General features: G+C 74.7%; 12 protein-coding genes. 2 read left to right on the top strand and 10 right to left on the bottom strand.

The genetic code is table 11. From position 1 onward, the window contains the following. Positions 1–119: 119 nt before the first annotated feature. The gene (locus AB0K51_RS22150) at positions 120–593 is read left to right on the top strand and encodes a MarR family transcriptional regulator (RefSeq protein WP_363458157.1); all 474 of its coding nucleotides are present in this window, start codon (positions 120–122) and stop codon (positions 591–593) included. Here the strand turns inward: AB0K51_RS22150 and AB0K51_RS22145 are convergent. Then, entirely contained in the window at positions 511–1,440 is a 930-nt protein-coding gene (locus AB0K51_RS22145; RefSeq protein WP_363458275.1) for an EamA family transporter, read from the bottom strand. The two genes, AB0K51_RS22150 and AB0K51_RS22145, sit on opposite strands and share 83 nt — an antisense overlap. 91 nt (positions 1,441–1,531) lie before the next feature. On the opposite strand from AB0K51_RS22145, the gene AB0K51_RS22140 reads away from it, so the two are divergent. Beyond that, positions 1,532–2,443: a LysR family transcriptional regulator gene (locus AB0K51_RS22140; RefSeq protein ID WP_363458155.1), complete on the top strand. Its 912-nt coding sequence runs from the start codon at positions 1,532–1,534 to the stop codon at positions 2,441–2,443. Positions 2,444–2,445: 2 nt separating this feature from the next. Here AB0K51_RS22140 and AB0K51_RS22135 read toward each other — a convergent pair whose 3' ends face one another. The 9 genes from AB0K51_RS22135 to AB0K51_RS22095 all read right to left on the bottom strand — a co-directional run bounded on the left by AB0K51_RS22135 (position 2,446) and on the right by AB0K51_RS22095 (position 13,535). After that, positions 2,446–3,159, bottom strand: a complete 714-nt coding sequence (locus AB0K51_RS22135; protein WP_363458272.1) for a ZIP family metal transporter — start codon at positions 3,157–3,159, stop codon at positions 2,446–2,448. A 154-nt stretch (positions 3,160–3,313) separates the two neighbouring features. Continuing rightward, on the bottom strand, positions 3,314–3,787 hold the full coding sequence (locus tag AB0K51_RS22130; protein WP_363458152.1) for a DUF6278 family protein: 474 nt from the start codon (positions 3,785–3,787) through the stop codon (positions 3,314–3,316). Positions 3,788–3,863: 76 nt separating this feature from the next. Further along, positions 3,864–5,489 (bottom strand): restriction endonuclease, encoded by a 1,626-nt coding sequence (locus AB0K51_RS22125; RefSeq protein ID WP_363458150.1) that lies wholly within the window; start codon positions 5,487–5,489, stop codon positions 3,864–3,866. A 174-nt stretch (positions 5,490–5,663) separates the two neighbouring features. Then, on the bottom strand, positions 5,664–7,169 hold the full coding sequence (locus tag AB0K51_RS22120) for a hypothetical protein (RefSeq protein WP_363458147.1): 1,506 nt from the start codon (positions 7,167–7,169) through the stop codon (positions 5,664–5,666). 199 nt (positions 7,170–7,368) lie between these two features. Continuing rightward, entirely contained in the window at positions 7,369–8,016 is a 648-nt protein-coding gene (locus AB0K51_RS22115) for a YigZ family protein (protein ID WP_363458144.1), read from the bottom strand. A gap of 99 nt (positions 8,017–8,115) precedes the next feature. Further along, the gene (locus tag AB0K51_RS22110; RefSeq protein WP_363458141.1) at positions 8,116–9,390 is read right to left on the bottom strand and encodes an aldolase/citrate lyase family protein; all 1,275 of its coding nucleotides are present in this window, start codon (positions 9,388–9,390) and stop codon (positions 8,116–8,118) included. 144 nt (positions 9,391–9,534) lie between these two features. After that, positions 9,535–11,271 carry a DUF2637 domain-containing protein gene (locus AB0K51_RS22105; RefSeq protein WP_363458138.1) on the bottom strand — a complete coding sequence of 579 codons (1,737 nt, stop codon included), beginning with the start codon at positions 11,269–11,271 and terminating at the stop codon, positions 9,535–9,537. Between the two features lie 240 nt (positions 11,272–11,511). Beyond that, positions 11,512–12,180 (bottom strand): response regulator transcription factor, encoded by a 669-nt coding sequence (locus tag AB0K51_RS22100; protein WP_363458135.1) that lies wholly within the window; start codon positions 12,178–12,180, stop codon positions 11,512–11,514. Beyond that, complete coding sequence (locus AB0K51_RS22095; protein ID WP_363458132.1) at positions 12,132–13,535, bottom strand: histidine kinase; 1,404 nt, start codon at positions 13,533–13,535, stop codon at positions 12,132–12,134. The genes AB0K51_RS22100 and AB0K51_RS22095 overlap by 49 nt, the downstream gene beginning before the upstream one ends. Between the last annotated feature and the right edge of the window lie 265 nt (positions 13,536–13,800).

Raw genomic sequence — 13,800 nt, 5'->3', positions numbered from 1 at the left:
GGTGACTCCTCGGACACGGGCGGCTTAGGTTGCCCTAAGCTACCCGATTGCTGAGCCAAGCTCAACAAGTTATCCAGGCGAGACAGATCCGCCTCCCCACCAGCCACTACCCTGAGCCCATGACCTCCCCTGGGCCCGCCGACACCGCCGCGGAACTCGCCGACGCGCTCACCCGGGCGATGAAGCGGATCCGCCGGCAGACGATGCAGCGGCTGGAGCCCTACGGCATCACCCCGGCCCAGGCCCGCGCCCTGCGCACCCTGGCGCACGCCCCGGGCTGCGAGAGCCGCGAGACCATGCGGCTGAGCGAGCTCGCCGACCGGCTGCGGATCGCCCCGCGCTCGGCCACCACCGTGGTGGACGCCCTGGAGGAGGCCGGGCTGGTGGCCCGCACCCCCGACCCGGTGGACCGCCGCGCGGTGCGGCTGGTGCTCACCGAGGCCGGGCACGGCGCGCTCGAGCGGATCGGCCGGGTCCGGCACGAGGTCGCCCAGGAGTACTTCGGCCCGGTCAGCGCGACCGAGCAGGAGGCGCTGCTGCGGGCACTGCGGCAGGCCGAGGCCGCCCACGAAGCAGCCGGCCCCACGCCGTAGCGGGCACCGCGCCCAGCCCGATCCCGGCGATCACCAGCACCGTCGCCCCGGCCGCCGCCGCACTGAACCGCTCGCCGAGCAGCAGCGCGGCCGAGGACATCCCGAACACCGGCACCAGCAGCGAGTACGGGGCCACCGCGGAGGCGTCGTAGCGGCGCAGCAGGTGGCTCCAGGCGACGAAGCCGAACAGCGTGGAGACCAGGCCGACGTAGAGGATCGCGCCGATCCCCGCCCAGCCGATCCCGGCCAGCGCGTCCAGGTCCGCGCGCGGGCCCTCGACCAGCAGCGACAGCCCCAGCAGCGGCAGCGGCGGCACCGCCGAGACCCAGACCATCCAGCGCAGGGCGTCCGGCGGCGCGGCCCTGCGGGTCAGCACGTTGGACAGCCCCCAGGCCACCGCCGCGCCGATCACCAGCGCGAACGCCCCGGCCGGGCCGCCCACGCCGTGGTCGACGGCGGCCAGCGCGATCCCGCCGAACGCCAGCGCCAGCCCGGCCAGCCGCAGCCGCCCCGGCCGCTCGCCGAGCAGCCCGGCGGCGAACAGCGCGGTGAACCCGGCCTGCCCCTGAAGCACCAGCGAGGACAGCCCGGCCGGCATCCCGGCGTGCATGCCGAGGAACAGCAGCCCGAACTTCACCACCCCCAGCACCACGCCGACCGCCAGCACCCAGCGCCAGGCCACCCGCGGCGGTCCGACGAAGAACACCGCGGGCAGCGCCACCACCGCGAAGCGCAGCGCGCAGAACAGCAGCGGCGGGAAGTTCTCCAAGCCGACGTGGATCAGCACGAAGTTGAGGCCCCAGACGGCGGCGACCAGCACCGCGAGGGCGATGTGACGGGGCGTCATGGCGTGGGTGGCAGGCATGGACCGAGCATCACCCACCGGGAATGTTCAGCACCAGCGACGATTCCTGAACCCGATGGTTTAGCATCACTGCATGATGGATCTCGGACGGCTGCGCGCCCTGCACGCGGTGGCCGTGCACGGCTCGGTCGGCGGCGCCGCCGCCGCGCTCGGCTTCACCCCCTCCGCCGTCTCCCAGCAGATCGCCAAACTCGAACGCGAGACCCGCACCGTCCTGCTGGAACGCCAGGGCCGCGGCATCCAGCTCACCGACGCCGCCCGCCGGCTCGCCGACACCGCGCAGCGCGTCCTGGCCCTGGTCGAGCAGGCCGAGGTGACCCTGGAGGAGCAGCGCGGCCAGGCCGCCGGCCGCCTGCTGGTCGCCGCCTTCGCCACCGCCGCCCGCGGCCTGCTCCCCGGCGTCCTCGCCGAACTGCAGTCCTCCTGCCCCGAGTTGGACGTCCGCCTGTTGGAGAGCGACCCCTACCCGGCGGCCGAGCTGGTGGCCCGCGGCGAGGTCGACCTGGCGGTGGTGCAGGACTGGGCGACCGTCCCGCTGCCGGTGCAGGACGGCCTGGCCCGGCTCGACCTCGGCACCGACCCGGTCGACCTGCTGCTGCCCGCCGACCACCCTCTCGCCGCGCTCGACCGCGTCCCGGTCGCCGACCTGCTCGGCCGGCGCTGGATCAGCGTCCCGCCCGGCAACATCTGCCACGACTGGCTGCTGCGCACCATGCGGGAGGCCGGCGAGGAACCGGACGTGGTCTACCAGGTCGGCGAGTTCCAGACCCAGATCGCCCTGATCGAAGCCGGCCTCGGCCTGGGCCTGATCCCCCGCCTCGGCCGCGGCCCCCTGCCGCCCGGCGTCGCCGCCCGCCCCGTCGTGCCCGAACCCACCCGCCGCGTCTACGCCCTCTGGCGCGCCCAGACCTCCCGCCGCCCCGCCGTCGCCCGGGCGCTGGCCGCCCTCCGCACCCACTGGGACGCGCTGCCGACCGGTGCCTGACGCTACGTCAGGCCCACGACCAGCCACATGAAGGCGACCCCGAGCAGCGTGCACAGCAGCGTGGTGCGCGAGGGGTGCGGGCTGTGCGCCTCCGGGAGGATGTCCGAGGTGGCCAGGTACATCAGGAACCCGGCGAAGAACCCCAGGTAGAGGCCGAGCAACCGCTCGGGGATGGTGAACAGCAGCGTGATCGCGGCACCGGTGACCGGCGCGACGGCGTCCGCGAAGAGCAGCGCGACGGCCCGCCGGCGGTTGTTCCCGTAGAGGCGGGTCAGCGTGTACGTGTTGAACCCGTCGGCGAAGTCGTGCGCGACCACCGCGATGGCCACCACCGTGCCCACCGTGGTGCCGGCCTGGAACGCGGCGCCGATCGCGAAGCCGTCCATCATGCTGTGCAGCACCAGCGCGGAGGCGGCGGCCAGGCCCACGCCCTGCTCGCGGTGGCGGTGCTGGTGGCCGTGGCTGTGCTCGGCGTACTCCCCCTCGTGGCCGCGGTGGATGGCGACCGCCCGCTCCACCACGTGGATGGCGAGGAACCCGGCGGCGAACATCAGCAGGGCGTCCGGCACGCCGTGCAGTTCCTCGCCGGCCAGCCGGATCGCCTCGGGCAGCAGGTCGAAGGCGACCACGCCGAGCATCAGTCCGGCGGCGAGGCCGAGCACCAGGTGACGGCGGTCCCCCGTGCGGTGGGCGACGAAGCCGCCGATCAGGGTCATCAGGAAGGCGCCCGCGGCGACCAGCACGGCGGTCAGTTCGGCCTCCCCCGGCTCGGTTCCTGCGGCCGGACGACTGCCCGGACCCTGCTCACCACCCTGCGGGCGGCGCCGCGGGGCCGCTCCCCGGACGGACCGTCAGGGTGAGCGCGGCGGTTCAGCCGTCGCCGGCCGCCAGGTAGACCGCGGACAGCTGCGGGGAGCCCTGCTCGGCCCAGCTGTGGCCGAGTTCGGTGACGTCCAGCTCGAAGCCGGTCGGCAGCACCAGCAGCGGACGGCCGTCCCCGGCGAGCCGCCAGACGGTGCCGGGGAGCTGACGGTGGATCACCGTGCCCAGGTAGAAGCCGGCGTCGGTGCCCAGCCACTGCGAGACCTGCGGGTCGTCACGCCAGCGCGGCAGCAGCTGGTCGAGCGCGGTCAGCGACTCCACCGAGTCGTCCAGCCGCACCCCCTCGGCCTCGGCGAGCTCGCGCAGCAGCCCGTACTCGGCGTACATCACGGCCATCGCCCCCTCCATGGCCTGCTCCGGCGACTCCTCCGCGGGCTCGTCGGCGGACGTCCCGGCCGGCTCCGCGGCGGGTTGCCCGGCGGCTTCCCCGGCCGCCCCGGGCCGGTCCGGACGGTGGCTCATGAATCCGTTTCCCACCCCGCCAGCCTGTCACCCCGAAGGGCCCACTGCCCGGCGAACCGCGGGAGACGTCCCGCGCTCACGGCGACACCGACAGCGACAGGTGGGTGTGGGCGAGTTCCTGGATGCCGCGGCCGTCGATCAGGTGGATCCGCTGGTAGCGCTCCTCGGCGGCCAGGTCGATCGCCTCGTCGGCGAAGAGTCCGCAGGTCATCCGCAGTCCGCGGTCGGCGCTCTCCTCGCGGACGGCGTCGGCGAGGGTGGCGATCTCCTCGGCCGCGACCGGCGCCGGGCCCCGCGAGGCCCACACCACCCAGCGGCCGGGCAGCCCGCTGCCGGGCTCGCCCTCGGCGGTGGCCACCAGCCCGGCCGGGCCGCGCAGCCGCACGCTCCAGTCCTCCAGGCCGCCGGCGGTGAGCAGGGTGCGCACCAGCTGGGCGAACTCGTTCGGCGACAGCTCGCCGAGCGCGGGCACCGCGGCCTGCGCAGTGCCCCACGGCACCACCGCCTCCCCCGCGAACGGGTCGGGGGTGACCACGGCGGCCAGCGCCCGCAGGCGCAGCACCGCCTCGTCGTGCTCGGCGTCCGCGTAGACGCCGTCGCCGCCCAGGTACCCGGCGTCCGGTTCGAGCCGGGTCCGGGCCAGCGCGTCGCGGTCGGCGTCGACGCTGAGCAGGCACTGCGGGGCCTGGCCGGGGCGGCGCAGCCAGCCGTTGAGCACCACGCCGGCGAGCACCTCCTCGGTGTCCACCGCGTCGGCGGCCTGCAGGGCACGCAGGGCGAGGCGGGCGGCGAGCCGCAGGTAGTCGGAGTGCAGGTCGGCGGCGGGCCGCGGCACCGGGGCGACCTGGCCGTCGTCGGCGAGCCGGTAGCCGCTCAGCGCGGGGACGGTGTCCAGCGGCGGCAGGTCCAGGTCGAGGACGGCGGTCCGGGTCAGCGGGCGGAAGACCGCCCGGCACGGGGCGGCCAAGTCCCGGGTGGCGCCTTCCGATGCGGCCAGCGCCCGTTCCAGCAGCGACTCGACGGCGGCGGGCTCGGCCAGCCGGTAGGCCCGGCGGCACTCCTCCAGGCTCTCGTTGTACTCCCGCACCGCGCGGGCCCGGCCCTGCTCGGCCTCCTCGTGGGCCCGCCGGGCGGCGATCACCCCGCTGTCGGCGAGTTCGGCCTGCCGGGTGCGCCACTCGCGCAGCGCCCGCTGGTGGCGCAGCCGGGCCTGGGCCAGTTCGCGCTGGTAGCCGGAGTCCAGCAGGCGGCGGGAGGGCGGCTGCTCGGGGTCCGCGTCGGGGGGCTCCGGCGGGGCGAAGTCCGCCCAGGCGGGCTCGGGTTCGGCGGCGGCGACCGCGTCCGGGAACGGCTTCGGCTCGTAACTGCGCAGCTGGCTCTCGAAGTCCATCGCGGAGACCGGCAGCGCGGCGCGGCGCAGCAGGTCGGCGAGGCGTTCGTGGTCGGCGCGGACGGCGAGCGTGCGGTGGTGGGTGAGCGCGGCGGCGCGGGCCTGCGCGGCCACCGGGTCCTGGTCGTCCTCGGCCGGACCGGGCTGCGACGGCACCACCGGCGGCGGGGAGTCGGCGGCGCCGGTCGGCGGGGGCGGCTGCTCGGCGGACTCGCCGTCCTCCACGCCGAGGTCGCGGAAGACCGAGGCGAGGAATCCGGGCTGGAGCAGCGCGGCGCCGCCCTCGGAGCGGCCATCGGCTGGATGCTGCATCGGCGGTCGTTCCCCCTGCTCGGCCCGTCCCACGCGGTCGGCTCACCCGACCCGATGACAGCATTGTCCCCCGTCCGGCCTCCCGGGTCAGCCAACCGCCTGGTTTGGCCGGAGCTTGACGCCGAATCAGCCGCCGGTGCGGGCCGACGGTCCGTCGGCCCGCACCGGCTCCGGCTAGTTGGTCCTGGTGTTGCTCAGGTGCAGCCCGATGTAGCCGACGTAGATCCGGCCGCTGCCCGAGCAGTCGTCCAGGTAGTGCACCCGGGGTGCGGTGCCGCCGCCGCCGATCCGCAGGTGGGCGCCCATGAAGGCGCGGCAGGAGGAGTCCACGCTGGCGGGGACGGGGAGCATCCGCTGGCGCTTCCACTTGCCGTGGCTGGCGACGGTGCGGGACTCGCCGCGGACCGCCTTGCGCGGCGGGAAGCGGTGGCAGCCCGGCGGGGTGCGTTCGCACCACTGCTTGAAGTCGCCGCCGGCCTCGCCGCGGACCGCCGCCGCCGCGTACTCCTGCAGCGCCGTCAGCCCCTCCCAGGTCAGCCGGGCCCAGCCGGGGCCCTCGCTCTGGCCGTCCAGCGCCAGTGCCTCCTTGGCGTCGCCGGTGAACTCCAGCAGCGGGAACTCGGTGAACCGGTCGACCAGTTCGCCGAAGCTCAGCGGGTCCGTGCCGCACCGCGCCCGGCGCACCGGCCGGGGCGGTTCCGCCCGCAGCCGGCACCGGTCGACGACCACCTGCGGCGCGCGGACCGCGGCAGCCCGGGGTTCGGGCTGCCGGGCCTCCGGCGGGAGGTGCAGGGCGGGGACGGCGTCCAGCGGGGCGGGCAGCGGCAGTTCGGCGGCCAGTCGGCGCGGTTCACGGGCCAGCAGCGCGGCGGCCCGCCGCGGATCGTCGTCGATCCGTTGGCGCGGCAGCACCGGGTGGCGGGCCGCGTCGGGGCGGGACGCCGGGTCGACCTCCGGCAGGAAGGTCCGCACCGCACCGCCGTAGACCTTGTGGAACTCCAGTGCCAGGTTGAACCGCGGCAGCGCGGCGTGTCCGAGCACGTACAGCGAGGCCAGGCCGGGGAGTTGGCGCAGCAGTGGCTGGAGCACCGTGGCCAGCCAGCGGTCGACCGGCACCGCGGGCGGCACGCTGGCCACCACGGTGGGCAGCTGCCGTTCGGGGTCGCAGAGTTCGTCGATCAGGCCGTCCAGGTCGGCCGGTCCGAGCACCCGTGGCGCCAGGGCCAGCGGGACCGGGCCCTCGACGGCGTCCAGCAGTGGCAGCAGGGTGCGGGCCAGCTCGGGGACGGGCACCCGGCCCTGGGCGCGTCCGGCGGCCGTCCCGGACGGCAGGTGCTCGGCCTCCAGGCGCAGCCGGGTGGGGCCGTCGGCGGTGTCCGCGGCCAGGGTCAGGGTCAGCTGGTGGGTGCCGAGGGCGGCGGGTGTGCGCAGTCTGCGGCGGCTGTAGCGGGACTCGGGTCCGTGGCCGGGCAGCGGGCCGCCGTCGCGGTCCAGCAGCACCCGGTCGCCGAGCCGCAGTCGCTCGGCCGGCGCGTCCGGCGGGCCGGGCGGTGGCTCCTCGTGGCCTTCCGCCTTCAGCCAGGCGGCCAGCAGTTGGTCGGTCAGGGCGAGCGTGTCGTGGTGCGGGCGTGGTGTCGCGGCCGTCAGCCGATAGGGCGGCTGGGCATGGTCGGTGGGCATACGCGGAACCTCCCGTGGAGCGTGCTGGGGTCTGGGAGCCCTCCTTCCGGCGTCGTGCCGAATCGTCGTGCCTGTACCAGTGGAGACGAAGCAGCCCGGAGTGGAAGTTCCTACTCCGGGCCTGCTTCCTTCGTTCGGGTGTCATCCGGCGGCAACGCGGCTGCCGAACGACCTCCCCTGCTATCCCCTTGACGCGGCGTCAGACCTCGACCTCGACGTACGTGCGCCCGGCCGGCGCGGCGCTCGCCGAACCGCCGGTCGCCTCCGCCAGCCAGGTGTGGAACCCCGCCACCTCCGGCTCCGGGACGCCCACTTCGATCCGCACGCCGTCCGCCCCGTACGCCAGGTCGGCCACCGCGTACCCGGCCGCTCGCAGCTCGTTCTCCAGCCGGCCCGCCCGGGTGTGGTCCACCGTCACCGCGAGCAGCGTCACCGGCCGGCGCTCCAGCAGCCCGACCTCGTCCAGCGCCTCCGACACCGCGGCGCCGTACGCCCGCACCAGGCCGCCCGCGCCGAGCTTGATCCCGCCGAAGTAGCGGGTGACCACCGCGACGGTGTCGGTCACCCCGCGCCGGCGCAGCACCTCCAGCATCGGCACGCCCGCGGTGCCGCCCGGCTCGCCGTCGTCACTGGAGCGCTCGCGCGGCTGCTCCCCGCCGACCACGAAGGCGGTGCAGTTGTGCCGGGCGTCCCAGTACTGCTTGCGGATCGCCGCGATGAAGGCCTGCGCCTCGTCCTCGTCGGCGACCCGCGCCAGGTGGCAGATGAACCGGGACTTCTTGATCTCGAGCTCGTGGCTGCCGGGACCCCGGACGGTCAGGTACGGCTTCGGGCTCGGCTCCGCCATGGCGCTGGTGCTCTCCGGGGTGCTCGGGTCTCGGTCCGGCCCGCCCGCGCGGCGGTCACCGGCTCAACCCGCCCAGCCTAGCCGGTGCCGCCCGGCCGCTCAGCGTCCGGCGAGGGCGTCCAGCCGGGCCCGGTCGAGGCCGGTCAGCGCGGCGACCTCCGCGAGGTCGACGGCGCCGCAGTCCAGGCCGCGCAGCACGTAGCCGCTGAGCGCACGGGCGGTGGCGGGCTCGTCCATCACGTCGCCGCCGGCCTTGGCCACGTACGCGGCCAGCCGGGCGCAGGCCGCCTCCAGGCCCTCGCGGTAGAAGGCGTACACGGCGGCGTAGCGGGTGGGCAGGTGGGCGGGGTGCATGTCCCAGCCCTGGTAGTAGGCGCGGGCCAGCGAGCGGCGGACCAGGCCGTGGTGCAGCTTCCAGGCAGCGTGCACCTGGCTGCGCGGGCCGGTCGGGATCACGTTGGTGGAGCCGTCCGAGAGGCGTACGCCGGTGCCGGCCGCGGCGACCTGCATGACCGCCTTGGCGTGGTCGGCGGCCGGGTGGTCCATGGACTGGTAGGCGGCGCTGACCCCGCAGGCCGCGCTGTAGTCGAAGGTGCCGTAGTGCAGTCCGGTGGCCCGGCCCTCGGCGGCCTCGATCATCCGGGCGACGGTGGCCCGGCCGTCCGGGCCGAGGATCGCCTGGGTGGTCTCGATCTGGATCTCGAAGCCGATCCGGCCCGCGGGCAGCCCGGCCCGCCGTTCGAAGTCCTCCAGCAGCCGCACCAGCGCGGTGACCTGCTCGGCGTAGGTCACCTTGGGCAGGGTCAGCACCAGCCCGTCCGGCAGCCCGCCCTCGGCCAGCAGCGCGGACAGGAACAGCTCCAGGGTGCGGATGCCGCGGGCCCGGACCGCCGCCTCCATGCACTTGACCCGGATCCCGACGTACGGCGGCGCCGTGCCGTCCGCGACCGCCGCCGACACCAGCCGCGCCGCGCGCACCGCCGCGGCGTCCTCCTCGGCGTCGGGGCGCGGGCCGTAGCCGTCCTCGAAGTCGATCCGCAGGTCCTCGACCGGCTCGCGCTCCAGCTTGGCCCGCACCCGGGCGTGCACCTCGGTCAGCAGCGGACCGGACTCCACCCCGAGGGCCTGGGCCAGCAGCTCCGGCGTCCCGGCGTGCTCGTCGAACGCGGCCAGCGCCTGCCGGCCCCATTCACGGACGGTGTCCGCCGCGAACGCGTCGGCCGGCACGTACACGGTGTGCACCGGCTGCCGCGAACCCGGCTCCCCGGGGTACCGTCGGGCCAGCTCCGCGTCGACCGGCGTCAGCAACGCCTCCACCGCGGCCCGGGCGGTATCCGAGAACGAGACGGGCTCCACCTGACCAGGCTGCGACATCCGGGCTCCTCCACACAGGCCGACGCTTCAACAAATTGTTGATGCGACGGTAGTGGCGGGCCCTCGGGACCGTCAATGGCCGCCCGCCAGAGGAACTGACGGACGGCCACCGCACGATTTGTGGTTATCGCCAAGCGCGACGGGTCACTCCGCCCGGCCGGACTCCATGTACCGCTCCCCCAGCGCCGCCCAGATCCGCTCGACGTCCTTCACCGTCACCCCGCCGTCCGGGCGCGAACCCGGCACCCCGCGCTGCGACAGGTACTCCGCGAACCGGCGCTCGTCAGGCTGCCGCTGGTTCTCCTCCATGTAGCTGACCAGCGCGTCGAAGCACTCGTCCGGGTCCAGCGGCTCCGCCCCGCCCGCGAACGGCAGCCGGGCCGGCGCCTCCTCCACGTCCTCGAACGGCAGCGGCTCCGGGTCCGCGAACGAGTCCAACCGCACCGGCCGGGCACCGATCCGGATCGGCTCGCCGTCCTCCGGCATCAGCGCCTGCTCCACCGGCAGCTGACGACCCCTCGGCGCCCCGCCGGGCTGACCGTTCGGCCCCGCACCGTATCCCGGCTGCGGACGAGCCGGCCCGCGGCCGTTCGCCGCCGGCCCGGCCGCCACCCGCTCGACCGGACGGCCCTGTTGCGGGTACCGCTCCTGGTAGCCCCGCTCATCCGGGTAGCCCGCCGCCTGCGGAGCCGCGTACGCCGCCTCCTGGTCCGCATCGGCCTGCCCGCGCGGCGGCTTGAACCACGGCGACGCCTGCCCGGGCACCCGCGCCGTGTGCACCTGGTCCGGCTCCGCCACGTGCGAACGCACCGGACGCGCCGTCCACACGTTCAGGTCCCCCGCGGCGTCCACCGGCGGGGCGGCCTGCGCCGCCTCCGGGTCCTGCTGGTCCCGCCGCCGCACCGCCGCCAACTTCGCCAGCGTGGGCACCGCCACCGCCGCCGACACCGACGGCACCGCGTGCGGCTCCCCCGCCTCCGCCGCCCCGGCCGGGTGACCGGCCACCGCCTGACCCGCGGGCGCCTGACCCGCGGGCGCCTGACCGGCGACCGGGTGACCAGCGGCCTGCTGCCCAACGGCCTGGTGAGCGGCGACCTGGTGAGCGGCAGCCGGACCGGCCACCGACTGACCCGCCGTCACCTGGCCCGGCCCGGCCGGGGCGATCGCCGCACCGGCCACCGCCGCATCCGCCGCCACGAACATCGGACCGTCGATCCGGTCCAGGATGCTCGGGTCCAGCGGCACACCGTACTTCGCCAGCTTCAACGGCAGCAGCGCCTGGAACGGCGCCGACCGGCGCCAGCCCCGCCCGTACCGGAACCGCAGCTGCGCCCGGTACACCAGCCGGTTCTGCTCCAGCCGCACCGTCTCGTCGTACGAGCGCAGCTCCCACAGCTTCATCCGCCGCCACAGCCGGAAGGTCGGCACCGGCGACAGCACCCAGCGCATCAACCGCACCGACTCCATGTGCCGGTCCGCGGTGATCGCCGCGATCCGACCCACCGCGTGCCGGGAGGCCTCCACCACGACGACGAACAGCACCGGGATCACCGCGTGCATAGCCATGCCCAGCGCATCGCCCCAGGACGCCGCCGCGTTGAACGCGATCGTCGCCGCGGTCAGCAGCCACGCCGTCTGCCGCAGCAGTGGGAACGGGATCCGCAGCCAGGTCAGCACCAGGTCCAGCGACAGCAGCACCACGATGCCCGCGTCGACGCCTATCGGGAACGCGTAGGAGAAGGCGCCGAAGCCCTTCTCCATCGCCAGGTCCCGCACCGAGTTGTACGACCCGGCGAAGCCGATGCCCGAGATGATGCACGCGCCGACGGCCACCACACCCAGCAGTGCCCGGTGCGCGCGGGTAAGGGACGGACGTGCCATTCGTTGATCAACCCCTGGGACTCGGCGATTCGCCGCTGACGACCTGTGGCCGCCGAGTACACGCCCCTGCCCGGGACGCGGCCTCACATCCGGACGCGGTACCGGTACGCCGTGGACCGACTCGGCCCACCGGATACTACTCGCACGCGCGTTCTGCCCCTCCGCCAACCCTTGCCGGCACCAGACCTCCACTGGTCCATACCGGCGCGCGCACTCCTCCCGAGCGCCCCCTGGCCTCCCTCAGGCCTCCATCGGACGGTCCGTCACCCCGTTCAGGTAGGCCAGCACCGCCAGCACCCGACGGTTGCCGTCCTCGGTCGGCGACAGCTCCAACTTCCCGAAGATGTTGGCGATGTGCTTGGCCACCGCACCGTCGCTGACCGTCAGCCGGGCCGCGATCGCCGAGTTCGAACAACCCTCCGCCATCAGCCCCAGCACCTCCCGCTCCCGCGGCGACAGCCGCCGCAACGGCTCCGACCCCGCGGTGTGCTGCAACAACCGCGCGATCACGTCCGGATCCATCGCCGTACCCCCCGCCGCCACCCGCCGCACCGCGTCCACGAACTGGTCCGCGTTGAACACCCGGTCCTTCAGCAGATAACCCACCCCGCCCGAGCCATCCGCCAGCAACTCCCGCGCGTACAACTGCTGCACGTGCTGCGACAGCACCAACACCGGCAGCCCCGGAATCTCCCGCCGCGCCGCCAGCGCCGCCTGCAGGCCCTCGTCCGTCAGCGTCGGCGGCAGCCGGACGTCCACCACCGCGACGTCCGGACGCTCCGCAAGCAACGCCGCCAGCAGGTCCGGACCGGTCTCCACCGCCGCCGCGATCGTGAAGCCGTGCGCCTCCAACAGCCGGGTCAGGCCTTGGCGGAGGAGGTAGAGATCCTCGGCGAGGACAACACGCACGGCAGCTCCATCGTGATCGTGGTCGGCCCGCCCGCCGGACTGTCGAGCGAGAGCACACCGTCGAAGGTACCCAACCGCTTCTCGATGCCCCGCAGCCCGCCACCACCGTCCATCCGCGCACCACCGTGCCCGTCGTCCGTCACCATCACCCGCAGCCGGCCCGCCCGATGCAGCACGTCCACCCAGACCTGCCCGGCCCCCGCGTGCTTCGCCACGTTCGCCAGCAACTCGCTCACACCGAAGTACACCGCCGTCTCCATCGACGGCTCCGGCCGACCCGGCAGACTCACCGTCACCTCCGTCGGCACCACCCCGCTCAGCGCCAACTCCCGTACCGCGTCAGCCAACCCGCGCTCCGCCAGCACCGGCGGGTGAATCCCCCGCACCAGATCCCGCAACTCCTGCAACGCCTTCGCCGACGCCTGCCGCGCCTCCGCCAGCAACTCCCGCGCCGCCCCCTGGTCGCTCTCCAGCAGGTGCTCGATCGTCCCCAACGTCAGCCCGATCGCCACCAGCCGCGCCTGCGCGCCGTCGTGCAGATCCCGCTCGATCCGTCGCAGCTCGGCCGCCTGCGCATCCACCGCGTCCGCCCGAGTCTCCGTCAGCTGCTCCACGCGCCGGCTCAGTTGCGCCCGGCTCTCCCGCGGACCCTGCCCCAGCACTCGGCACGCCAACTCCGCGTGGATCCGCACGGCCCACGTCATCGCCAGCAGCCCGACGCCCGCGACGCCCAGTCCGATCACCGCCGAGCACAGCACGTTCACCAGTTGGCTCTGGAGGCCGAAGAAGTCCCGCGAATCCACCGCCGAGGTCAGCAGGTACCCCACCCCGCCCCACACCAGCAGCATCGGCAGCCCGACCAGCGCCAGCACCGCCGCCGGATTCACCAGCAGCCACAGCACCTCACGCCGCGTCTGCCGATCCCGCACCGCCCACTGCGCGAACTGCACCGACCGCGCCACCGAGTACCCCCGGTGGTACGAGTACCCCGTCCACCAGAACCCCCGCGCGTCCTGCTCCAACACCGCGCGCGGCGAATACTCCGCCACCAGCCGAACCCCGAACCACCGCTCCAACCGCGCCCGCGACCACCCAGCACCACGCCGCGCGAACCAGAACGCCGTCGGAACCCCCGCCAGCAGCGCCCCCGCGAACGCCAGGTACGGCATGAAGCCGAAGTCCACCACCCCGGCGACCACCACGCCCGCCGTCACCGACGCCATGAACGGCACCATCACCGCGACCCCGGCCGCCAGCCCCAACAGCACAGCCCGCCCGAACGCCGCGACCGCCGGCCGGACCCACTCACCGAGCGCAGCCCTGACAGCCCCGCCACCCCACGTCGTCGTCGCCAAGGCTCACTCCCCGAGTTCGAACGGCATCACGCACATCTGCACTGCTCTGGACGCCTACCAGTTTTCCCCTTGGCCCCGCCCGAGCACATTGGCCGTGACACCCGTCTTTGAGGTGGACCTAGCACCACCCCCGGGCGCACGTCCGTCCCCTTCCGTCCCGGAATCTGTCCGAGAACGCGAAGAAGCCCCCTGACATCCCGTCAGGGGGCTTCTTCTGAAAGATTGTTCGGCGGCGTCCTACTCTCCCACAGGGTCCCCCCTGCAG

The sequence above is a fragment of the Kitasatospora sp. NPDC049285 genome (genome assembly GCF_040678815.1).
In the GTDB taxonomy this organism is placed as follows: domain Bacteria; phylum Actinomycetota; class Actinomycetes; order Streptomycetales; family Streptomycetaceae; genus Kitasatospora.
This window is presented reverse-complemented; position numbering and strand designations above follow the sequence as displayed.